Source organism: Candidatus Aminicenantes bacterium, from assembly GCA_026393795.1.
Taxonomy (GTDB): Bacteria; Acidobacteriota; Aminicenantia; order UBA2199; family UBA2199; genus UBA2199.
Window position 1 is genome coordinate 1 of sequence record JAPKZL010000002.1, and the last position, 21,378, is coordinate 21,378.

Sequence of the window (21,378 nt, forward strand, 5' to 3'; positions counted from 1 at the left end):
GGCGAACCGGTCAAGGAGCGCCGGGAGCATTCCGAAAGCGTCATCGACGACCATTGGCACTGGCGCTTGCACATGGCCGAAAAGATCGCCAGCTTCCTGGACGGCAACCGTTTCGGCGTCAAGGCCATGTACGTGTTCGGCAGCACCAAGAACGCCACCGCCGGGCCGAAAAGCGATATCGACCTTTTGATCCACTTCCGCGGCAGCGAGGACCAGTTGGAACAATTGATCCTCTGGCTAGAGGGCTGGAGCTTGTGCCTGGCGGAAATCAATTACTCGCGCACCGGCTACCAATCGGAGGGGTTGATCGACTACCACATTTTGACCGACGATGACATCGCCAAGAAATCAAGCTATGCGGTCAAGATCGGCGCCACCACCGATGCCGCGAGGCCATTGACTTTGAAAAAAGTCATGCTGGCTTGAGTTTTAAAGCAAACGTCGTATCGCTTTTTCAGGTTCTGTGGGGTCGAAACAGACCAACGCCAGTTCAGGCCCATCATGGGCCGCGGAAAAAGCGTAGGTCCGGCCGATTTTTTCCTGCCAGGAACCGGTCAGGCGCGCCGATTCGTGGACATGGCCGTGCAGCGTAACCAGGGGCTGCCGCTCCTGGATGAAGCGCTGGATGGCGATGCTGCCCACGTGCACATCCAGGGGAACATGTTCCACGAAACGGCCGTCCAGGGCGGCACGGTCCAGGCTGGTCTGATAGGGCGGCGCATGAAAAAGAAAAATGGACTTTTCAAGGGCGGCTCCGGCGCCCAGATTTTCAAGATCTTCCCGGATGGTATGTTCGCGAATTTCTTTTTCACCGATCGCGGCCGTCAACCTTCCCTCTTCGGGCGGGAGCGCCCCGGGATCGACAAAATGGGATACGTCGTATCGTTCCCAGTCCTTTAAAGCGAAAGGCGTGGGCGGCACGCAGGAATACCCGAAAACCCGGTAATCCAGATAGGGGATTTGGCGCTGATGCATGTAGGTCCATAAGCCCTTGCCATCGTAGCGCAAAAAAACCGGTTCTTCGCTGCGGGCATCATCATTGCCCATAATGACAAAAATCTGCGGGAAGTTGTCTTTAAGAACTCCCTTCAATTTCATCAGTTCGGGGGCCAGAAAATCTTCCACGAAGCTGCTGGCCGAACTGCTTGTTTTCCCGAAATAACGGGCAGCCGACGGCAGAAGATCGCCGCCGAAAAAAACCGCTTGTGGAACATGCAGTTCAAGTTCAGAAAAAAGAGCCCTGTAACGCGTTTCCCGGCCATGCAAGTCGCTGACAAAATAAAACGGATAACCGTCCTTGCCCATTACGAAACGGTTGTTTCGGGTTTTAAAATGACGCCCTGGCTCTTGCGCCCGTCAATCATCACCGTGAGCGGCTCCGCCAACCGGGCATGCTTCAAAAATGGAGTTTCAGCGCATACCGGCAGGGATTCGAGCCAGGGCCAGTCCATGAATCCCAGCTCGCCGTTCAGGGGAATGGTGAAATAGCCGATGCGCAACGAAGTCATATTCTGAAAAAAATGCGACCCCTGCGACGGGTCCACATTCATGTTCGGCAGACTCACCTCCACCACCACCTTCACGCCGCTGATCTGGCTCCATTTGACCGGGATCCCCAGCCAGGAGTCGGTGCTCCCCCAGCGGCCCGGCCCGATCAGCAGATAGGGGAGGTTTTCAGCGCGCAGCTGCGAATTGAGCTTGTCGACCTCGTCCGCGATCTGCGGGCTTTGGGCGGCATCAAACACGGCCGGTTTTACAAAAATTATGTCCTTAATCGAGTCGACGATCCCGTTGCCCAGGACCTGGTTGCTGAAGCACAAAGTCGCTTCTTTTTTTGTTTCGGCCAATTCCACCTTGACCAGCTCATCACTGACCACCAGCGGCCGGACCTGCAAAATACTAAATGATGCGGGAAAGACATTGGCTGCGTCCAGGGTCGCGGCAAATTCCATTTCCACCGGACAGTCCATGGCTTCACTGCTCAATTTAAGCAGGCGCTCCAGTATCTTGGCCAGAGGAAATATCTCGTTCTTCAGGATATGGGCAAAATTGACAATCCGCGGCCCGGAAAAACTGATTCCGTCATAGACGGCATCGTTCTCGCGCGAATAGGTGGAAGCCACATATTGCAGAACGCCGTCCTTTTCCGCCTTATCAAGCCCCTCCTTGACCAGGTACTGGTCTTCATCCAAAAAAGCGATCGATGCGGTATGCTTCATGGAGATGGCATAAAAGTCCCGCTGCGAAAAATTGAACATGTCCTTGATGCTGGTAAATTGGGGCAGGATGCCGGCGTAAGCCGGGGTGAATCGCAGTGAAACCCCGCCGTCGACGACGGTTTTTCCAAGCCCCAAGGCGACGTTGACCACGCCGTCTTCCGGCTTGGCCTGGCCGACAGGATAATAGTTGTAAGAGCGCCCCACGCCGGAAAAATCGGGATAAAAACAATCTGGGTGCAGCGTGCCGACAACGGGCTGGATGACCACGGCCATTTTTTCATCTTCGATGCGATGGGGCGTGCTGCTGATATACGCCTTGGCTTGGCGGCAGAAGGTGGATGCGTAGACGAATTTGATGGCGTTGACCAAATTGAGAAAACGGATGTCATCGCCATATTGATCATTGGGAAGCATTTTGGTGGCATAGATCCCGGCGAACGGCAGATACAGGGAATCCTCCAGCAAGCTCGAAGAGCGGACCGCCAGCGGGACGCGAACATTCTTGATGAAATCGCGCAGATCGCCGACCATCTTGGCCGGCAAGCTGGCGTTGATGAAGCGGTTGATGATCTGGTTATCCGAATGATCCTCCACGGCGAAAGCGAGCAGATCGTTCTCGCGAATGAAATCGTCGAACATGTCGGTGCCGATGACCACCGTGCGCGGGATGGCGATGGCGATACTGGCAAACTCGGCCGGGTCAAAGTAGTTGGCCAGGATGCGATCCAAAAAAGCCAAGCCCCTGGCCTTGCCGCCGATGGAGCCGCCGCCGATGATGCTGAATTGCGAGTAATCCTCATGAAAATACCTGGAATAGGCTACGATCGAGCCCCGATGGCTGGAGCTGCGGATAGCGGCGATTATTTTTTTTATTTTCGCGCCCAGCCCGGGGGTTGGCGGCGGAATTTTTCCAATGAAATCCTGAACGGCATCGGCCAGGGCGAATTCGGTCCTGGCCCGCAGCCAGCGATCCAGATCGCCGCGTTCGATGAGTTCGCGTAAAACGGGGTCGGGCAGGTCGCCCAGGATGGAGAACAGCTGATTGATATTCGCGACCTTGCTCGCGGGCGCGCCTTCAGCATCCCTTATTTCCAGCTCGCCAAAACCAAAAGAGGATAAAAGGAATTGCTTCAAATCGCGCATCAAGGTCGGGGAATTCTTGGATAAAAACGTGATGCCCATTTTGGCCGCCATGGCTTCAGCAGCAGGTTCGCTGCTCTGCAGCAGCACGGGAAGGTTGGGCAATTCGGTGAACACTTTTTCAACAAACGAGAAGCCGGCGTAGGGATTCAGGGTTTTGTTCTGCGGGAAGCTGGAATCGGTAATGATGCCCAGCAGGTGGCCTTTGAATTTTTCGAAAAGGGTCGCCGCTTCCTCGTAGGAGGTCGCCAGCTGCACCCGGGGACGACCGTTTTGACGGAGCAGTTTTTGCGCGAAAGTCAGGTCCTCTTTGAGCGATTGCTCGTTCAGTTCGCGCAGAAGCGAAAAAACCAGCGGCAGATACGACGAATAGAAATCAATGGCATCCTCGATCAGCAGGATGTTTTGCAAGCCGTTGTTTTGCAAATCATAAATGGCATTTTTCCTGTCCTCGATGTATTGCAGGATGCCAAGCAAGATACGCCCATCTCCCTGCCAGACAAAGATCCGCTCTACCGCCGTGCCATCATCCATCTCGAGCAACCTGGAGAGTTCCGGGGTATTGAACGCCAAGCCGACAACTGGCAGACCCGGATCAATTTCCTTGACATGGCGGCCAAAGGTGAACGGATCCATGTCACCCAGACGCATGACCGCGATGACCAGGTCGAATTTTTCATTTTTCAGGGTCTTTAACGCGTTCTCGCCGCCGCTTATCCTGGTGAATTGCGGGATATAACCAAAATTCCATTGTTGGTAGAACTTAAGAAGCAGTTCCTGCAACCGGCCGTCTTCCTCGATCATGAAATAGTCGTACAGACTGGCCACCAGCAAAAATTTTTTGACTTGATAGGGTTGGCAGTGGTTCATTTCAGCCGAAGCGGGTCGGCCGCCCGATGTTTGGTACACATTTTCCGTACTAATTTTCACTATACTTGTTTTTAATGGCTCTCAGCACGTCGTAAATGGAGAAAAAAACATCAACCAGTTCGGGATCAAAATGCTTCCCTTTCTGATCGCGTATATGCTGCAGGACTTTCTCCTCCGGCCATTCGTCCTTGTATATCCGTTCCGAAGTCAAGGCATCGTACACGTCAGCCAGCGCGACGATCCGAGCCGTCAGCGGGATTTCAACGCCCTTTTTCCCCGGCCCGGAGCTTAAGTCATCGGCAAAAATGTCGGCGATTTTCCCGGGGTAGCCCGTCCCGTCCCACTTTTCGTGATGGTTCAGGGCGATTTCGGATGCCATGTCATCCCAATCCGAGGTGGAATCCTTGAAGAGCCGGGCACCGAGGATCACATGCCCCTTCATTTGCCTGAACTCTTCCTGGCTTAAGGGACCGTTTTTTTTCAGCACCAGATCGGAGATCGCCACCTTGCCGACATCGTGCAGCATGGCCGCTATGCGCAAGATGTCGCGGATCCTTTTGATTTCATTTCCGCTCTTGCGCTCATTCAATGCCCAGGCACTGTAAATCTCGATGGCGTAAGCGGCGACGCGGTTGACGTGGGCTCCGGTTTCTTCGGGGTCATGCAACTCGGCGATCTTGATCATGCGCAGGATAATCTCCCGGGTCATCTTGGCATTTTCGATGCAGCTGGCCGCGTGATTGGCGAAAAAGGAAACGACCAGCTCGTCTTCCTTGCTGAAAGGAATAACCGATTTTTTATCATCCATGGCGTTGATGATCTGCATGATTCCGATCAGCTTGCCGTAGTGGGTGATCAAGGGAACGGTCAAAACCGAACGGGTCAGGTAGCCGGCCGACTCGTCGAACGAACGGTTGAACTTGTAGGGGACGCCAGCGGGCAGCCGGTAGGCATCGGCGATGACCAGCGGTTTCTGGGTCAAGGCGACATAGCCGGCCATCGATTGGTCGTTGATCTCCAGGCTGTGATTCTGGTAAAGATACTTTTTGCCGCTCTCTTTTTGGATGAGGGTGTCGTTCTGGACGAAATTGATCCGCAATTTTCGATTTTCAAGCAGATAGATCGAACCGGCATCGGCCCACGAAAAACGCCGCGCTTCAAACAGGACCCGGTCCAGCAGCGAATCAATGTCCCTGATCTGATTCAAAGCCTCGCTGATGGCTAAAATCGCCGTCGCTCTGTCTTTCTTTAAAACACTGATCATGAGTTTCTCGCATTCATTATACGATTGCCCGGCACCCTCGTCAACCGGTTGCCATTGTCCCCGCTTTAACGGTACAATGCGTCCATGCTCAACAAATGCGGCTACAGCGATTTTCACTGTCATTTGGACGACGACTGCTTTGCCAAGGACTGGCAGCAGCTCGTCAGCCGCTGTTTTGCCCAGGGAATGTGCAACATCGTGTCGGTGGCCGACCCGTTCAAGGAAATCTCATTGGGAAAAACTAAAGAAATAATGGCCTACCATGCCAATGTATATGCGGTTTGCGGAGCCCATCCCCACCAGGCCGATCTGTATTCCCCGGCCATCGAAAAACGAATTTTCGCTTTTTACGAAAAAGCAAAATATATGGCTGTCGGCGAAGCGGGGCTCGATTTCCATTATGATTTCGCCAGCCGCGAGAATCAGGAAAAAACCTTCCGGAGACAAATCGCCATCGCCCGCGAGCTCGCTCTCCCGCTGGTCATCCATTCCCGGAATGCCGAAGTTGAAGTCCTGGAAATACTGCTCGCCGAAAAATTCCCTGGTTCGGTGGTCTTTCACTGTTATACCGGGAACATGGCCAGCGCCGCGGAAATTTTGCAGAGAGGTTATTCGATTTCCATTTCAGGAATCGTCACCTTTAAAAAAGCGGACGAACTCAGGGAAATCGTCACGATGATTCCCATGACGAACTTGTTCACGGAGACCGATTCGCCTTATTTATCGCCCGAACCCAGGCGCGGCGAAACGAACACACCGCTCGGCGTGATCGAGGTGGTGAAGCAGGTCGCCGCCTTAAAAAATATGACCGCGGCCCAGGTTAATGAAGCGGTCGCGCAAAACTTGTCACGCCTGCTGAAAATAAATTAATCGGTCTCCCGGGTCACTTTTTCAATGGCCACCAGCCGGTCGCCGGGTTTCAGGTTGATCAGCTTGACCCCCTGGGTGGCGCGGCCCTTGGAGCGGACTTGCAGCGCGTCATGTTTATTCACAATGCCCTTCTCCGAGCACAGGATGATCTCGCAATCCTCCTCGTGCAGCGTGACCAGGCCGATTACTTTTCCGAGTTTTTGGGTGATCTTGATGTTGATCAACCCCTTGCCGCCCCGCTTCTGCAGTCGGTAGAGGGACAGATCGGATTTTTTGCCGAAGCCGTTTTCGGTCACGGTCAGGATGTACTTGCCTTTTTTGTCGATCACGTCGGCGCCAACCACAAAATCATTTTTGGCCAATTTGATGGCCGTCACCCCGCGCGCCCCGCGCCCCATGGCGCGAACATCCTTTTCGTTGAATTTCAGGGCCTTGCCAAGATAGGTTCCCAGGATTATTTCATTGTTGCCATCGGTGACCTGGGCTTCAAGGAGCATGTCGCCGGCGGGGACTTCGGCGGCAATGATGCCGTTGATGCGCGGGTGCGAAAAAGCGGAAAGGGCGGTTTTCTTGACAAAGCCGTACTTGGAAAACAGCACCACGTACTTGTCCTCGGAAAATTCCTTGATGTTGATGACCGAGCAGACCTTCTCCTCGGCCCCGATACCGATCAGGCGGTTGATGGGCTTGCCGCGTCCGGCGCTGTCGCCTTCCGGAATTTCATACACCTTGATCCAGAACATGCGGCCGTTCTCGGTGAAGGACAAAATATAATCGTGGGCCGAAGCGATGAATATCCGCGAAATGACATCCTCTTCCTTGAGGCCGATCCCGCGCTTGCCCATGGTGCCCCGGTGCATGCTGCGGTAGGAACTCAGCGTTGTCCTCTTGATATAACCGTTGCGGGTATAGGAAATGACGAAATCCTCGTCCTTGATCATGTCTTCGATCTTGAATTCGGACAGTTGCTTTTCAACGATCACGGTGCGACGCGGATCGGCATATTGTTCGCTGACTTTTCGCAGTTCTTCCTTGATCAGGTTCAACACCATGCGCTCGCTGGACAGAAGCTCCTTCAGATAATTGATCAGCTTGATCAGTTCAATGTATTCGTTCTCCAGCTTTTCGATTTCCAGGCCGGTCAGGCGGTACAATTGCATGTCCAGGATGGCATCGGCCTGGACCTGGGTCAGGGGAAGCTTTTCGGTCAAATTGGCGCGCGCCTCCAACCGGTTCTTGGAGGTGCGGATGATCTTGATCACCAGGTCAAGTTTGCCCATGGCGATTTTCAAACCCTCGATGATGTGGGCGCGCTTCTCTGCCTTGTCCAGTTCGAACAGGGAGCGGCGGCGGATGATCTCCTTGCGGTGGCCCAGGAAATAATTGAAGTAATCGATCAGGTTGAATTGCTTGGGTTGCTGGTTGATGATCGCCAGGAAGATCATCGAATAGCTCGCCTGCAGCTGCGTGTGCTTGAAAAGGGCGTTCAAAATCACATCGGGAATTTCATCTTTTTTTATCTCGATCACCATGCGCATGCCGTCGCGGTCGGATTCGTCGCGCAGGTCGGATATGCCGTCAATTTTTTTGTTCTTGACCAGATCGGCGATGTTTTCCAAAATTTTCGCTTTATTGGTTTGATAGGGAATTTCGGTGACGACAATTTTCTGCCGCCCGCGCGCGTCGGTCTCGATCACCGATTTGGCGCGCACGACGAAGCTGCCCCGGCCGGTTTCATACGCGGTGCGGATCATGTCCTGGCCGAAGATGAACCCCCCGGTCGGGAAATCGGGGCCAGGCATGATCTTCATCAGTTTCGCCACGCTGACATTGGGGTTGTCGACGTAATGGATGAAGGCGTTGACCAGTTCACCCAGGTTGTGCGGCGGGATGGCCGTGGCCATGCCGACAGCGATGCCCGAGGTGCCGTTCAAAAACAAGGTCGGCAGCAGGGAGGGAAAAACGACCGGTTCGGCCAGCGAGCCGTCATAGTTGGGGATGAAATCGACCGTGTTCTTGTCGAGGTCGTTGAGCAGCTCGTTGGTGATTTTTTCCAGGCGGACTTCGGTGTAGCGCATGGCGGCCGGCGGATCACCATCGATGGAACCGAAATTTCCCTGCCCATCGACCAGGGGATAGCGCAGGGAAAAATCCTGCGCCAGGCGGACCAGCGTGTCGTAGACGGCCATGTCACCGTGGGGGTGGTATTTGCCGATGACGTCGCCGACGATGCGGGCCGATTTTTTGTACGGCTGATTGAAATGCGAACCCGTTTGGTGCATGGAAAAAAGAGTGCGCCGGTGGACCGGCTTCAGACCGTCGCGGATATCGGGGATGGCCCTGCCAATAATCACGCTCATCGAATAATCCAAATAAGACGTTTTCATCTCATTTTCGATGCTGACTTCCTCAATGGCCAGTTTCTTTTCTTTTTCCTTCTCTTTTTCTTCCATCGTTGTTCCTTAGATGTCGAGGTTGCGGACGTTTAAGGCATTGCTCAAAATGAATTCCTTGCGCTTGGAGGCGTCGTTACCCATCAGGGTGTCAAAAATGACTTCGCTTTCCTGAAAGTCGTTCACGGCCACCTGCAGCAGGGTCCGCTTCTCCGGGTCCATGGTCGTTTCCCACAACTGTTCCGGATTCATTTCGCCAAGCCCCTTGTAGCGCTGGATGGTCAAGCCTTTTTTCAACCGCTCGAACAGAAAGGCAACCAATTCCCGGCGGTTCTCTACGGTATAATTCTCCTTGCCGATCAGCAGATAGTATGGGGCTAGCGGAAACTCGGCCAGCTTTTCATAGATTTCGTGGATGTCGGAAAATTCGGGTCCAGTCAAAAAAGCATGATCAATCACCCGGCCGGTTTTTACGCCGTTGAATTCAAATTCGATTTCCAAAACATAGGTGGTGTATTCCTTGTCATATTTGATGTCCACATTCTTGCATAGGGAGTTCTCCAGCAATTTTTTGGCCAGGCGCGCTGCTTTCTCCTTGGTTTTAAAATCATTTTCGCTCTTAATGATTTCAATGAGCTTTTTGGTCAGGGAGCGCGGCATTCCCCGCTTTTCCAGGTTGTTCATCAACAGGTTCTTTTTATGAACCAGCTTGATGAATTTGAGCAATTTCTGCCCTTTGAGCAATTCTTCCTTGAAGCCTTCCCGATAAAAGACAACCTCGTCGCCGATCTTGGCGAACAGATAGTTTTCCAGTTCCTTCTCGTTTTTCAGGTAGGCCTTGGTCTGGCCTTTTTTTATCAAGTACAACGGCGGTTGGGCCAGATAGAGATAACCCTTGTCGATCAGCGAATGCATTTGCCGGAAGAAAAAGGTCATGATCAGGGTGCGGATATGGGAACCGTCCACATCGGCGTCGGTCATGATGATAATTTTATGATAACGTATTTTTTCAATGTCATAATGTTCTTTGCCGATGCCCACGCCCAGGGCGGCGATCATCTTTTTTATTTCATCGCTTTCAAGCATTTTGGTCGTGGAGGCTTTTTCCACGTTGAGTATTTTGCCTTTCAAGGGAAGAATGGCTTGAAAGCGCCTGTCGCGGCCTTGCTTGGCGGAACCGCCGGCCGAATCCCCTTCGACGAGGTACAATTCACTCTCTTCGGGACTTTTGGATTGACAATCGGCCAGCTTTCCGGGCAGGGTGGTGTTTTCCAGCAAACTGGATTTCCTGACCAGATCCTTTGCTTTTTTGGAAGCTTCCCTGGCCTTGGCTGCCAGGAGAACCTTGTTGATGATCGCCCGGGCAACGTGCAGATTATCATCAAAATAGTCGCCGAGTTTTTTGTTGACAAACGACTCGACGATCCCCTTGACGTCGGAATTTCCCAGTTTGGCTTTCGTCTGGCCCTCAAACTGGGGGTCTTTAATGCGGATGGAAATCACCGCCGTCAGCCCCTCGCGCACATCATCACCGGAAAAACCCTCCTTGCAATCCTTGATCAAATTGTTGGCTTGGGCAAAATTGTTGATCGTGCGCGTGATGCCCGATTTGAAACCGGACAAATGGGTTCCGCCCTCAATCGTGTTGATGTTGTTGACAAAGGAAAAGATCGTGTCATTGTAAGAATTGCCGTATTGAAAGGCGATCTCGATTTCGATATCTTCCTTCTTGTTGGATAGATAGATGGGGGAGGCGTGGATTTTTTCCTTCGCTCCCACCAGGTATTTAACGTATTCGACGATGCCGCCCTTATAATAAAAGGTCTCCTTTTTATCCACCCGTTCGTCATTCAAGGTGATGGTCAACCCCTGGTTCAGGAACGCCAACTCTCTCAGCCGCCGGGATAAAATGCTGGCTGTGAATTCGACCGCTTCGAAAATTTCCTCGTCAGGCCAGAAGGTGACCTTGGTTCCCCGCTTGCTGGTCTTGCCGATTTTGGTGAGCTCGGTCACCGGCTTGCCGTACTCGTACTTTTGCGAATAAATGTTACCGCCCCTTTTGATCTCCAAATCCAGTTTGGCCGAAAGGGCATTCACCACCGAAACGCCGACCCCGTGAAGACCTCCGGACATTTTGTAGCTGTTCTTATCAAATTTACCGCCGGCGTGCAGGGTGGTCATGACCACTTCGGCGGCGGTTTTCCCTTCCTCCTTGTGCAGGTCGACCGGGATGCCGCGGCCATTGTCGTTGACCGTGACCGAATTATCGAAACGGATGGTCACGTCGATCTGGTCGCAAAAACCGCCCATGGCTTCATCGATCGAATTGTCCACGACTTCATAAACCAAGTGATGCAGCCCAGAAGAGCCCGTGCTGCCGATATACATGGCCGGACGGACCCTGACCGCCTCCAACCCCTCCAGAACTTTTATGTTTTCCGCCGTGTACGACTTGTCCTCGAAATTGGCATTGGTTTTGTCCACGATCAATTCTCCTTTTCAAGTTCGAACAAATGATCGAATTTTTCATTCTTGAACACGGACGTGGCAATGATCTGCATCTGCGGAAAATGGTCGATAATGAAATTCAGATTTTTTTCGTCCATGGCCACATCATAATCATCGATCAAAAAAACCGGGAAGTCATTCTGGGAGCGAAAAAACAAATTGATGAAGGCCAGATAAACGATAATGAGATGTTTCTTCTTTTCACCCGACGAGAACAACTGCAATTTTTTCCCAGACACCATGAGCGCAAAACGGTCGCGCTGCGGGCCGAGCAGAGACCGCCGACTCCGGATCTCCGAATTTTTCATCAGGCACATATCGTTAAAAATAGACGATTCAGATATCTCGCGATTGGAGAGCAGGGCGGGAAAATATTTGATTTCCAGTTCTGAAGCGAAAGCGGTTTTGATTTCACCGTTCAATTGGTTTATGAAATTCATCCTTTCTTTGACAATTTCAAATCCACTCTCGGATAATAATTTATTCCAACTGTCCAATTCGGAGCTATTAACTGGTTTAGTCAATTTTTTCAGCAAAAAATTCTTTTGCTTTACCAGGTGATTATACCGCAAAATATGGTGTAAGTAAAGGGAGTGCACCCCAAATATGAAGCGATCGATCATTTTTCTAAAGTGGGGGTTGTGGTCGATGAACAAATTGTAGTTTAAAGAGGAAAAGAACAGGGGATACAAATATTTCCCGATTTCGGCCACTGGCCCCTTGGCGCTATCCATTTGCAATTTGAATTTTTTTTCAAACCTGGCGATCAGATTGTTTTCCACCGCCTGCCGGTTTATCTCGGCCTGAATGAAAAAGCCGGAGCTGTCGAAATTGACCATTTCCTGCTTGCTGACCTGCAGAAATGACTTGCCAAAACCAAGCAAATACAAGGCTTCGATGATCGATGTTTTGCCGCTGCCGTTGGCGCCATAAATCAAATTTTTTGAGTTGCCGAAGTGGATGGTAAATTTGTTTAAATTTCTAAAACCATTGATCTGCAAATTTTTTACTAGCAAGTAGAATTTAAATGTTCAATGGCATAATGATATAGATGAAATGAGAGCTGCTGCTGTCTAAGGGCTTGAAAAGAAAAGAGCTTTCGCTGTCATTCAAGCCGATCGAAATTTTTTCAGAATTGGTATGAGTCAGAAAATCAAGAACAAAACTACCGTTAAAACCGACGTTGACCGCCTTTCCCTGATACTCGATCGGGATTTCATCATAACCTTCGCCTTTTTCCGGCGTCGTTCGTTCCAGTGCCAATTTATTTTTGGAGAATTTGAACAAGACGCCGTTGTTCCTGGTTTTAAAGATCAGGATCCGGCGCAGGGTTTGCAACAATTCTTGTGAATTGACGATGGCTGTCTGCTCGGTCTTTTCAGGAATAACGGTTTTATAGTTTGGAAATTTTTGATCAACGATGCGCGAGCATAGGATCCTGTTTTTGTGCTTGAAAAAAAGATTGTTCTTGTCATAGGCGAACTCAATCTCTCCCTCGTTGCCTATCTTTAAAACCTCAAGCAATGTTTTTCTGGAAAGAATGTATTCCACAGGATCGGCGACCGGAAATTCGCCATCAAAAAATGTGTACGACAAGCGATGACCGTCGGTGGCGGCCATTTCCAGCCTGTTGTCCGAAATCGTCATCAACGCGCCGCCCAGGTTGAACTTCAACTCCGGAGAAATCACGTAATAACAATTGTTGATCATGGTATGAAAATCAGCCAGGGAAAGTTTCAAGGCAGTCGACAGGTCGTTGACCGGCAATTCTGGATAATCCGACGATTGCAGACCCAGCATTTTGTATTTGCTTGTTTTTTTCTCATTGGTGATCAGAATTTGCAAATCATTGTCTTCGGAAATTTCAATTTTCCCTTCAGGCATTTTTGAAATCAGATCATACAAATCCTTGCCGTTCACTGTAAAGGCGCCGGTCTTTTGAATATCCACTTGAATGTTGGTAGTTAAACCAATTTCCAGATCGGTGGCGACCATTTCCAAAATGCCGCCATTCTGGGCGGTCAACTTGATATTCTGCAAAATCTCCATGATGGCTTTCTTCTCAAAGATCCCTTGAAACAGCCGCAACTCGTTTTCAAGTTTTGCTTTTTCCACAAAAATTTTCATATTCAACCTGCCTTCTTATTTTTAGTCAAAATATATAATAATAAAATTATTAAAAACAAGCAATAAGAAAAAGTGGAAAAAATTGAAAACAATGATGGGGTGAATGGCTTCTCCAATTTTCACTTGTTGAAAACTTGTTAATCTTGTTGAAAAAATCAATCGGTAAAAAATTCAACATAGTAATTGACTTTTCTGGAAAAATCGTCGTCGGTTTCCAGAAGTTTTTCTATTTTTTTTATGGAATGAAGCACCGTTGTATGGTGTTTGCCGCCGAATGAATTGCCGATTTCAACCAGGGGATAACGCGTCAGTTTTTTTGTCAGGTACATGGCCACCTGCCTGGGCAGGGCGATCTTGGGTGAGTTGTTTTTTGATTTTAATTCCTCAATCTTAATATCAAACTTTTCCGAGATAAATTCCTGAATGGTATCAATGGTGATGATCTTTTTTTCAATATTGATGTACGGCTTCAGGGCCTCCTTGGCAAATGGCAAGGTGATGTCGGCCGATTGCAATTCGGAATGTTTCAAATCGGCATAACCAAGCAAGCGGTTAAGAGCCCCTTCCAGTTTTCTGATATTGTCCTTAATGGAAGTCGCTAAAAAATAGACCACTTCATTGGGGATGACAAAATCGTTGTGGAAGGTGTTTTTCCTTTCGGCAATTTTTCTTTGCAGTATGGCGATTCTTGCTTCCAAATCATATGGGAGGATGTCAACGATGCCGCCCATTTCAAACCTTGATTTTATCCTCTTTTCTAGGTCCGGCATATTGTCGGGATGCTTGTCGGCGCAAATGACAATCTGCTTTTCCTGCTGGATCAGGCTGTTGAAGATGTAATAGAATTGTTCACTGGTTCCGCCCCACTTGGTGATATATTGGATATCATCGATCAGCAGGACATCGATTGAGGTATACTTTTTCAAAAATTCAGACCGTTTGTTCAGGCGGGTATATTCGACATACTCGTTCATGAAATCACTGGTGGTCAGGTAAATGACGTTGATGTTGGCGTTGTTTTCAACGATGCGGTTGCCGATCGCCTGCATCAGGTGCGTTTTGCCGAGTCCGACGTCGCTGTATATGTACAGGGGGTTGTATGATTTGCCGGGGAATTCGGACACGCTGTAAGCGAAGGAATAAGCGATGCGGTTGGAATCGCTCTGGACCAGAGAATCAAATGTGTATTTTTTTTGCAATCGCGATTCGTTGTTGAGATTTTTTTTTGCGCTTTCTTTGTGGCCGCGTGGATTTTCTTCTTCGCCCAAAGGAACTATCTTGGTGACGAAATTGAAGTTCTTCTTGGTATAACTATTTATATTTTCCAGCAGGTTCTGCTTGATCCAAAGCAGATTTTTCTGTTCCGGGGCCCCGAGAAAAAGGGTGTTTTCAAGGGTACCGATATATTTTAACGGTTCGATCCATTTTTTGAATGAGGGTTCATCCAAAACGCTTTTTAGATATTTTGTCAGTTTTTCCAGGTTGTTCATCATTCCACCATTTTCCACAACTATTTTAACAAATGTGGAAAAAAATCCTTTATTTCACCTATTCGCCATACGACCATCCAATCCTATTGGAAAAGCCGCCGGGTGTCAAGTCTTGACAAAAAAATTTTTTTTGTTTAGAAAGTAGACATGAAAGACAAAGCATTGCTTAATCAGGTTCAAAAAAAAATCCAGGAATTACAGGTTGAGTTTTTAGATTTAAAGATACTCGATTTAAAAGGCAAGCTGCATTCGTTGCTGCTTCCCAGTAAAATGCTCGACGCCAAGCTGATCGAGAGCGGGGTCGGTTTTGACGCCTCCTCCTATGGATTTGCCAAGCCGGAAAAGAGCGATATGGTGATGATCCCCGATCTGGGCACGATGGTCATCGATCCTTTTCGCGAAAGAAAGACCGCGATTTTCCTGGCCAACATCCACCTGGCCGACAGCGGGCGCACCCGCTTCGCCGAGGACCCGCGCTTCATCGCCCTCAAGGCAGAAGATGCGTTGGCCAAATCAAAGATTGGCACCAGTGCCCTGTTCGGACCTGAATTTGAATTCTTTATTTTCAAGGAAGTCGGCTTTGGGGTCAACGCGGAAGGAAGTTTCTATTTTTTAAAAAAAGACAGCGAAGAAAAAAGAAACTTCTATCATGCCGGCTCGCCGGATGATGAGTTCATTGATTTTAAAAACGAGGCGGTTGCCCTGTTGCAAACTTTGGGTGTCGACATCAAGTATCACCATCACGAAGTGGCGGTCAACCAGCATGAAATCGAGACCAAGTTCAACCCATTGCTAAAAACCGCCGATCAATCCGTAATCATCAAGTACGTTTTGTTTAACCTGGCCAAAAAACGTAACTTGTACGTAACCTTCATGCCCAAGCCTTTTTACGGCAAAGCCGGAAATGGCTGGCACGTGCACCAATATATTAAAAATAAGGAGAAAAATGTTTTCCTAAAAAAAGGGAATTATGCCAACCTTTCGGACATCGGGCTCCATTACATGTCTGGACTGTTGTTTCATTCTGGTTCCTTGTGTGCTTTTTCCAACCCCTCAACGAATTCTTATAAAAGATTGGTCAAAGGATTTGAAGCCCCGATTTCGGCAATTTTCGCCATGTCCAACCGGAATGCCGCCATTCGCATTCCGGCTTACGTGGATGAAAACGAGACGCGAATTGAATACAGGCCTGGAGACTCCGCAACCAACCCGTATTTGTTCTTAGCGGCCATGTTGCTCTCCGGCATCGATGGAGTCAACAAAAATATCTCCCCCGAGAAATTCAATTTCGGCCCCTTCGATGGCGTGATTCCCGAAACCCAGGTATTTAAAAACAAGATCAAAGAGCTTCCCGAAAGCCTGGCCGAGGCGTTGGATTGCCTGGAAAAGGATAACGAGTATTTGCGCTACAACAATGTATTCGATTCAGGCCTCATTCAGCAATGGATAAAAATGAAGAAACTCGAAATTTTCGAGGTCGCCCAGATCCCCCATCCCAAAGAATTCGAATTGTATTTTAACTTTTAATCTTGTTCATAAAATTATTCAAAAAAGTCGCTGCAGTCGCCGCAATCCTTGTGATTTTACTTTCACCGCTTTTGTTGTTTTTTGACTTTAAAAAATATACTCCTTTCGTTTTAACTGTTTGGCTCCTTTCCGCAGTATATTTTGTCTTTGTCAAGGACCGGCTGTGAATCCCCGGCTCGAACAGATTTGTTTCACGTGAAACAATCGTTGACTGGATTTTTTTTGTAGGGGGGCTTTCTTTTTATGAGACTCGCCGCATACGTGGATTTCTTGTTGGCGTACAATGAAAAGGTGAATCTGGTCTCAAAAAAGTCGACCCGGGAAACGGTGGGTGCGCTTATTTCCGAATCGCTGCTGCTGAAAGAGCATATTTCGACCCCTTTTGTCATCGATGCGGGCAGCGGCGGGGGGTTGCTGGGCATTCCCCTAGCTTTGGCATTCCCAGAAAAAAAAATAGTTCTTTCGGAGACAGTGCAAAAAAAAGCAAGATTTCTCAATCTGGTCGTCGAAGAACTGGCTTTGAAAAACGTGTCGGTCTGGGCGGGGGCGATCCAGGAGTACATGCAGCGGCAAAAAAAGACAGCCGGCTCACTAATTTCCAGGGGTTTTCCCAGGCTTGACGTTTTGGCTGAATTTGTATACAGGCAAAACGTCAAGGAGTTGGTACTGATCACATCTCCTTTGAAAATTAATAATATTCAAAAAAGGATGGCAAATATCGAGCAAAACAGCTATAATATCCCCTCAAGGAACAATCTGATAATTTTTAAAATGGAGAATGTTTCACGTGAAACGTAAAAGGTATGGGTGAAATTATAGCGGTTGCCAATCAGAAGGGTGGGGTGGGAAAAACCACCACTGCGATCAATCTGTCGGCAGCTCTGGCTATTGCCGAAAAGCGGGTTTTGCTGATCGATCTTGATCCCCAAGCCAATGCCACCACCGGAATCGGCATGGATAAGAACGCAAACAAAAAAGACATCTATTCGATTTTGGTCGGTGAAAACAGCATCCGCGAGTCGATGGTGCCGACCGAACTTAAATATCTCAAAATCGTCCCGGCTTCGCGGAACCTGGCCAAGTTTGAGCTGGAGATTGTTTCTGAGGACAACAATCATTTGTATCTGAAAAATGTGCTTGCGGAACTGGAGAGCGAATACGACTATTTGTTTATCGACCTGCCCCCTTCCTTGGGGTTGCTGACCATCAACGCCCTGACCGCGGCCCACAACGTGTTGATCCCGATCCAGGCCGAATACTATGCGCTGGAGGGGTTGTCCGATTTGATGAATACGATCAACCGCATCAAGGAGCATTTCAACCCCGTCCTTGATATCAAGGGTGTGCTTTTGACCATGTATGACGAACGCACCAACCTCTCCAAACAGATTGAGGACGAGTTGAGGAAATTTTTCAAGACCAAAGTTTATGAAACGATAATTCCGCGCAATATTCGTCTTTCCGAAGCGCCCAGTTTCGGCAAGCCTATCCAGGTATACGATATCAAATCGGCGGGAACCCGGGCCTATATGTCCTTAGCCAAGGAGATGATGAAAAAATGAAACGAAATGTCTTGGGCAAGGGGATCGCGGCCATAATTTCCAACGAACCAATCGGCGAAAAAAAACTTTTCGATATCGCAGTCGACAATATCTATCCCAATCCTTTCCAGCCGCGAAAAAATTTTCGCGAGGATGCGCTTCGGGAACTGGCCGAATCGATGAGGGAGATGGGGATCATTCAGCCGCTGGTCGTGTTCAAGCGCGAAGGCAAGTATTTTCTTGTCGTTGGCGAAAGGCGTTGGCGGGCAGCGCAGTTGCTGAAATGGGAAAAAGTACCGGCACTGGTCAAAGAATTTTCTGAAGATGACGTTATGGCTGAAGCCTTGATCGAGAACATTCAAAGGGAAGAATTGAATGCCATCGAAATCGCCGAAGGGATCGAAGCGCTAATCGCCCAGAGCGGGGAAGGACAACATGAAATCGCCGGTAAGCTGGGGATGAATCGTGCCACGGTGAGCAATTTTTTAAGGCTGCTGAAGTTGCCGGCAAAGATTAAAGAATACGTGGTCAATGAAAAGCTCGATCAGGGGCACGCCCGCGCTTTGCTGACATTAAAAAGCAGCAGCGACATGCTGGAGGCAGCGAACCGCATAATCAGAAAGAATCTTTCTGTCCGCCAGGTTGAAATGTTGGTGAAGAATTATTACGTTTTACCCGAAAAATCCGACCCCGATCCGGATATTATGAAAATGGAGAACAAACTGACCCAGTATTTGGCGAGCAAGGTGAAGTTGGCCTATGCTAAAACCGGGAAAGGAAAAATCGAGATTTTTTTCAATTCTCTGGCTGAATTTGAGCGTTTGTTTTCGATTTTGAGCAAGGAGAAAAAAAATGAATAAGGTCGAACCGGTTACCAAGATCAGTGGATTTATTGATCATGATTCCGAAATCATCGGTGATATAAAATTCAAGGAAAGTTTCAGAATTGACGGTGTTTTCAAGGGGAAAATCCTTTCCGGCAAAGGATTGATTATCGGCGAAACCGCCGAGGTGGAAGCCGATATCGAAGTGGACAGCCTGACCATCAACGGGCGCTTGAAGGGCAACATCAAGGCAAAGGAAAGAATAGAAATATTTTCCAAGGGGCGAGTAATTGGAACCGTGAGCACTCCGAAACTGACCATCGAAGAAGGGGCTTTCTTTCAGGGATCGTGCCAGATGGAGATGAAAGCCTTGGAGAGCCAAAACAGGGGAAGCGACGACAAAGGGGTGAAATGAAAATAGCGGCGGTAATTCCCTCCCGTTTTCAATCGACCCGCTTTCCCGGCAAGCCTTTAGCGCAAATCGCAGGTAAAACCATGATAGAGAGGGTTTATCGCCAGGTGGAAAAGGCCAATTGCTTCTCGGAAATAATCGTGGCCACCGACGATCAACGGATACTCGACGAGGTCATCGCCTTTGGCGGTATTGCCAGGATGACCGATGAGAAGATCAATTCCGGCAGCGAGCGCGTCTGGGCGGTATTGGCGCAAAGTGACTGCGACGCCGCGGTCAACATTCAGGGCGATGAACCGCTCATATCGGAAAAACTGATTTTTCAGATTTATGATGCTTTAAGCAAAAAAACTCTTCCCGTAGTCAGCGCGGCCCGTTTTAATATTTCTTACCAGGATTTTCTTTCAAAAAATATAGTCAAGGTTGTATTAGCTGCCGACCATCAAGCCATATACTTTTCTCGTTCGCCTGTTCCGTATTGCGAGAAAGACCTTTTCAAGGGATTTTTCCAGCATATCGGGATTTATGGGTATACGCGCGAAGCGCTCAAAGCCTACATGGAAGGAGAAATTTCACCTTTGGAAAAAACCGAAAAACTCGAACAACTTCGCTTTTTGCATTTGGGGCTGAACATAACCATTGTTCTTACCGAATACGAATCCCATGGCGTTGACGTCCCCGCCGACATAGACAAGGTGACCGCGATTTTAAGGAGAGGCCATGTCTAAAACCAGGTATATTTTTGTAACTGGAGGCGTTTTATCTTCTTTGGGCAAGGGGATCGCCGCCGCTTCCATCGGTAATATCCTTGAATCGTACGGTTTCAAAATCAGCCTTTTAAAATTGGACCCCTACCTGAATGTCGATCCGGGCACGATGAGCCCCTTTCAGCATGGAGAAGTGTTTGTAACCGATGACGGGGCGGAAACCGATTTGGATCTCGGTCATTATGAGCGCTTTACCAGTACGGTCACCTCCCAAAAAAGCAACTGGACCGCCGGGCGGATTTATGAGAGCGTGATTCAAAAAGAGCGTAGAGGCGATTTCCTGGGCAAAACAGTTCAAGTCATTCCCCATGTCACCGATGAAATCAAGTCGGCCATTTTCGGTATTGATGGCGATGCCGATGTAGTTTTAGTTGAAATCGGCGGCACGGTGGGCGACATTGAAAGCCTGCCTTTTCTTGAAGCGATTCGCCAAATCAGTCTGGAGCTTGAAGAAGACAGGGTTATTTTCGTCCACTTGACCCTGGTTCCCTTTATTAAAACGGCCGGCGAACTCAAGACAAAACCTACCCAGCACAGTGTCAAATTGTTGCAGGAAATAGGCATTCAGCCCGATATCTTGTTGTGCCGGGCCGAAATTCCCCTGAATTTGGAAATCAGGAAAAAGATCGCTCTTTTCACCAATCTTAAAGTTGAAGCGATTTTCAGCGCCATCGATGCCGAGACGATTTACGAAATTCCCCTGATTTTTAAAACCCAGGGACTCGGGGAGATCATCCTGAAAAAACTGGGGTTGCGGAAACGCAAAGAGGAGTTTTCGCAATGGACGAAGTGGGTTAAACAGATAAAAAGAGTTGCCCCGGAAATCACCATCAGCATCGTGGGAAAGTATGTCAGCCACGCCGATTCCTATAAAAGCCTTTTTGAAGCCTTATTTCATGCCGGCGCAGCCAACCGCGTCAGGGTGAAATTACACATGGTGGAAGCCGACAGGCTCTTAGCCGAAAAACCGGCTGATGTTTTCAACCAGGCATGCGCTCGGTTTAAAAGACGCCCACTCCACCGAATTCAATCCCCGCACCAGCCAGAGGATATTTTTGAAACTTAAGGAGCTCAGCAATATTGAAGAGATGGGGCACAACATGCGCTTGGGCTCCTATTCCTGTCAACTGAAAAAATGGTCTTTGGCATTTTCGATCTACAAGAAGACGGTCATCCATGAAAGACATCGTCATCGTTACGAATTCAATCCCGTTTATGAAAATCAAATTGAGAAGCACGGCATGAAAGTTGGCGGGAAAAACATTGAGCGGAACCTGGTAGAAATGATTGAAATTCCAGCCCACCCCTGGTTTTTCGGTTGCCAGTTTCACCCCGAATTCAAATCAAAACCTTTGCAACCGCATCCTTTGTTCGTTGCCTTCATTAAAGCTGCAAAGAAAAACAAGTCTGATAAATCGAAATAATT

16 protein-coding genes and 1 pseudogene are annotated in these 21,378 nt (G+C 48.9%); 9 read left to right on the forward strand and 8 right to left on the reverse strand.

All coding sequences use genetic code 11. The annotated features are described in order from the left end of the window. A partial coding sequence (locus tag NTW95_00060; protein ID MCX6555820.1) for a nucleotidyltransferase domain-containing protein occupies window positions 1-426 on the forward strand: 426 nt, incomplete at its 5' end. A 3-nt stretch (window positions 427-429) separates the two neighbouring features. Here the strand turns inward: NTW95_00060 and NTW95_00065 are convergent. Genes NTW95_00065 through NTW95_00075 form a run of 3 tightly spaced genes read right to left on the reverse strand, consistent with a single transcriptional unit; the run spans window position 430 to window position 5,493 of the window. Beyond that, window positions 430-1,305 carry a metallophosphoesterase gene (locus NTW95_00065; protein MCX6555821.1) on the reverse strand — a complete coding sequence of 292 codons (876 nt, stop codon included), beginning with the start codon at window positions 1,303-1,305 and terminating at the stop codon, window positions 430-432. After that, the gene (locus NTW95_00070) at window positions 1,305-4,289 is read right to left on the reverse strand and encodes a histidine kinase (protein ID MCX6555822.1); all 2,985 of its coding nucleotides are present in this window, start codon (window positions 4,287-4,289) and stop codon (window positions 1,305-1,307) included. The genes NTW95_00065 and NTW95_00070 overlap by 1 nt, the downstream gene beginning before the upstream one ends. Next, window positions 4,279-5,493, reverse strand: coding sequence for an HD domain-containing protein (locus NTW95_00075; GenBank protein ID MCX6555823.1), 1,215 nt, complete (start codon window positions 5,491-5,493; stop codon window positions 4,279-4,281). Before NTW95_00075 ends, NTW95_00070 begins: the two co-directional genes overlap by 11 nt. An 84-nt stretch (window positions 5,494-5,577) precedes the next feature. On the opposite strand from NTW95_00075, the gene NTW95_00080 reads away from it, so the two are divergent. Beyond that, window positions 5,578-6,363, forward strand: coding sequence for a TatD family hydrolase (locus NTW95_00080; protein MCX6555824.1), 786 nt, complete (start codon window positions 5,578-5,580; stop codon window positions 6,361-6,363). Here NTW95_00080 and gyrA read toward each other — a convergent pair. The 5 genes from gyrA to dnaA all read right to left on the reverse strand — a co-directional run bounded on the left by gyrA (window position 6,360) and on the right by dnaA (window position 14,884). Continuing rightward, complete coding sequence (gene gyrA, locus NTW95_00085; GenBank protein ID MCX6555825.1) at window positions 6,360-8,816, reverse strand: DNA gyrase subunit A; 2,457 nt, start codon at window positions 8,814-8,816, stop codon at window positions 6,360-6,362. The two genes, NTW95_00080 and gyrA, sit on opposite strands and share 4 nt — an antisense overlap. A gap of 9 nt (window positions 8,817-8,825) precedes the next feature. Then, window positions 8,826-11,240 carry a DNA topoisomerase (ATP-hydrolyzing) subunit B gene (gene gyrB, locus NTW95_00090; protein MCX6555826.1) on the reverse strand — a complete coding sequence of 805 codons (2,415 nt, stop codon included), beginning with the start codon at window positions 11,238-11,240 and terminating at the stop codon, window positions 8,826-8,828. Between the two features lie 2 nt (window positions 11,241-11,242). Beyond that, a complete protein-coding gene (locus tag NTW95_00095) occupies window positions 11,243-12,265 on the reverse strand; it encodes an AAA family ATPase (protein MCX6555827.1) in 1,023 nt (340 codons plus the stop codon). Between the two features lie 22 nt (window positions 12,266-12,287). Further along, window positions 12,288-13,391 (reverse strand): DNA polymerase III subunit beta, encoded by a 1,104-nt coding sequence (gene dnaN / locus NTW95_00100; protein ID MCX6555828.1) that lies wholly within the window; start codon window positions 13,389-13,391, stop codon window positions 12,288-12,290. A 155-nt stretch (window positions 13,392-13,546) separates the two neighbouring features. Beyond that, window positions 13,547-14,884 carry a chromosomal replication initiator protein DnaA gene (gene dnaA, locus NTW95_00105; GenBank protein MCX6555829.1) on the reverse strand — a complete coding sequence of 446 codons (1,338 nt, stop codon included), beginning with the start codon at window positions 14,882-14,884 and terminating at the stop codon, window positions 13,547-13,549. A gap of 144 nt (window positions 14,885-15,028) precedes the next feature. Here dnaA and glnA point away from each other — a divergent pair, with 144 nt between their 5' ends. From glnA to NTW95_00140, 7 genes and pseudogenes are all read left to right on the forward strand, one after another. Beyond that, window positions 15,029-16,408 (forward strand): type I glutamate--ammonia ligase, encoded by a 1,380-nt coding sequence (glnA, locus tag NTW95_00110; GenBank protein ID MCX6555830.1) that lies wholly within the window; start codon window positions 15,029-15,031, stop codon window positions 16,406-16,408. A gap of 243 nt (window positions 16,409-16,651) precedes the next feature. Continuing rightward, entirely contained in the window at window positions 16,652-17,206 is a 555-nt protein-coding gene (locus NTW95_00115) for a class I SAM-dependent methyltransferase (protein ID MCX6555831.1), read from the forward strand. 5 nt (window positions 17,207-17,211) lie between these two features. Beyond that, window positions 17,212-17,970 carry a ParA family protein gene (locus tag NTW95_00120; protein MCX6555832.1) on the forward strand — a complete coding sequence of 253 codons (759 nt, stop codon included), beginning with the start codon at window positions 17,212-17,214 and terminating at the stop codon, window positions 17,968-17,970. Beyond that, on the forward strand, window positions 17,967-18,809 hold the full coding sequence (locus tag NTW95_00125) for a ParB/RepB/Spo0J family partition protein (protein MCX6555833.1): 843 nt from the start codon (window positions 17,967-17,969) through the stop codon (window positions 18,807-18,809). Before NTW95_00120 ends, NTW95_00125 begins: the two co-directional genes overlap by 4 nt. After that, window positions 18,802-19,188: a polymer-forming cytoskeletal protein gene (locus NTW95_00130; GenBank protein MCX6555834.1), complete on the forward strand. Its 387-nt coding sequence runs from the start codon at window positions 18,802-18,804 to the stop codon at window positions 19,186-19,188. Before NTW95_00125 ends, NTW95_00130 begins: the two co-directional genes overlap by 8 nt. Beyond that, the gene (gene kdsB / locus NTW95_00135) at window positions 19,185-19,913 is read left to right on the forward strand and encodes a 3-deoxy-manno-octulosonate cytidylyltransferase (protein MCX6555835.1); all 729 of its coding nucleotides are present in this window, start codon (window positions 19,185-19,187) and stop codon (window positions 19,911-19,913) included. Before NTW95_00130 ends, kdsB begins: the two co-directional genes overlap by 4 nt. Next, a pseudogene (locus tag NTW95_00140) lies at window positions 19,906-21,376 on the forward strand (CTP synthase). The gene kdsB and the pseudogene NTW95_00140 overlap by 8 nt, the downstream one beginning before the upstream one ends. Window positions 21,377-21,378: the final 2 nt, after the last annotated feature.

What these genes read in the sequence shown, in the direction of transcription:
- NTW95_00125 (MCX6555833.1), top strand. Translation starts at nt 17,967, where the DNA reads ATGAAACGAAATGTCTTGGGCAAGGGGATCGCGGCCATAATTTCCAAC.
- NTW95_00080 (MCX6555824.1), top strand. Translation starts at nt 5,578, where the DNA reads ATGCTCAACAAATGCGGCTACAGCGATTTTCACTGTCATTTGGACGAC.
- kdsB (MCX6555835.1), top strand. Translation starts at nt 19,185, where the DNA reads ATGAAAATAGCGGCGGTAATTCCCTCCCGTTTTCAATCGACCCGCTTT.
- dnaN (MCX6555828.1), bottom strand. Translation starts at nt 13,391, where the DNA reads ATGAAAATTTTTGTGGAAAAAGCAAAACTTGAAAACGAGTTGCGGCTG.
- NTW95_00130 (MCX6555834.1), top strand. Translation starts at nt 18,802, where the DNA reads ATGAATAAGGTCGAACCGGTTACCAAGATCAGTGGATTTATTGATCAT.
- gyrA (MCX6555825.1), bottom strand. Translation starts at nt 8,816, where the DNA reads ATGGAAGAAAAAGAGAAGGAAAAAGAAAAGAAACTGGCCATTGAGGAA.
- dnaA (MCX6555829.1), bottom strand. Translation starts at nt 14,884, where the DNA reads ATGATGAACAACCTGGAAAAACTGACAAAATATCTAAAAAGCGTTTTG.
- NTW95_00120 (MCX6555832.1), top strand. Translation starts at nt 17,212, where the DNA reads ATGGGTGAAATTATAGCGGTTGCCAATCAGAAGGGTGGGGTGGGAAAA.
- NTW95_00065 (MCX6555821.1), bottom strand. Translation starts at nt 1,305, where the DNA reads ATGGGCAAGGACGGTTATCCGTTTTATTTTGTCAGCGACTTGCATGGC.
- NTW95_00075 (MCX6555823.1), bottom strand. Translation starts at nt 5,493, where the DNA reads ATGATCAGTGTTTTAAAGAAAGACAGAGCGACGGCGATTTTAGCCATC.
- glnA (MCX6555830.1), top strand. Translation starts at nt 15,029, where the DNA reads ATGAAAGACAAAGCATTGCTTAATCAGGTTCAAAAAAAAATCCAGGAA.
- NTW95_00115 (MCX6555831.1), top strand. Translation starts at nt 16,652, where the DNA reads ATGAGACTCGCCGCATACGTGGATTTCTTGTTGGCGTACAATGAAAAG.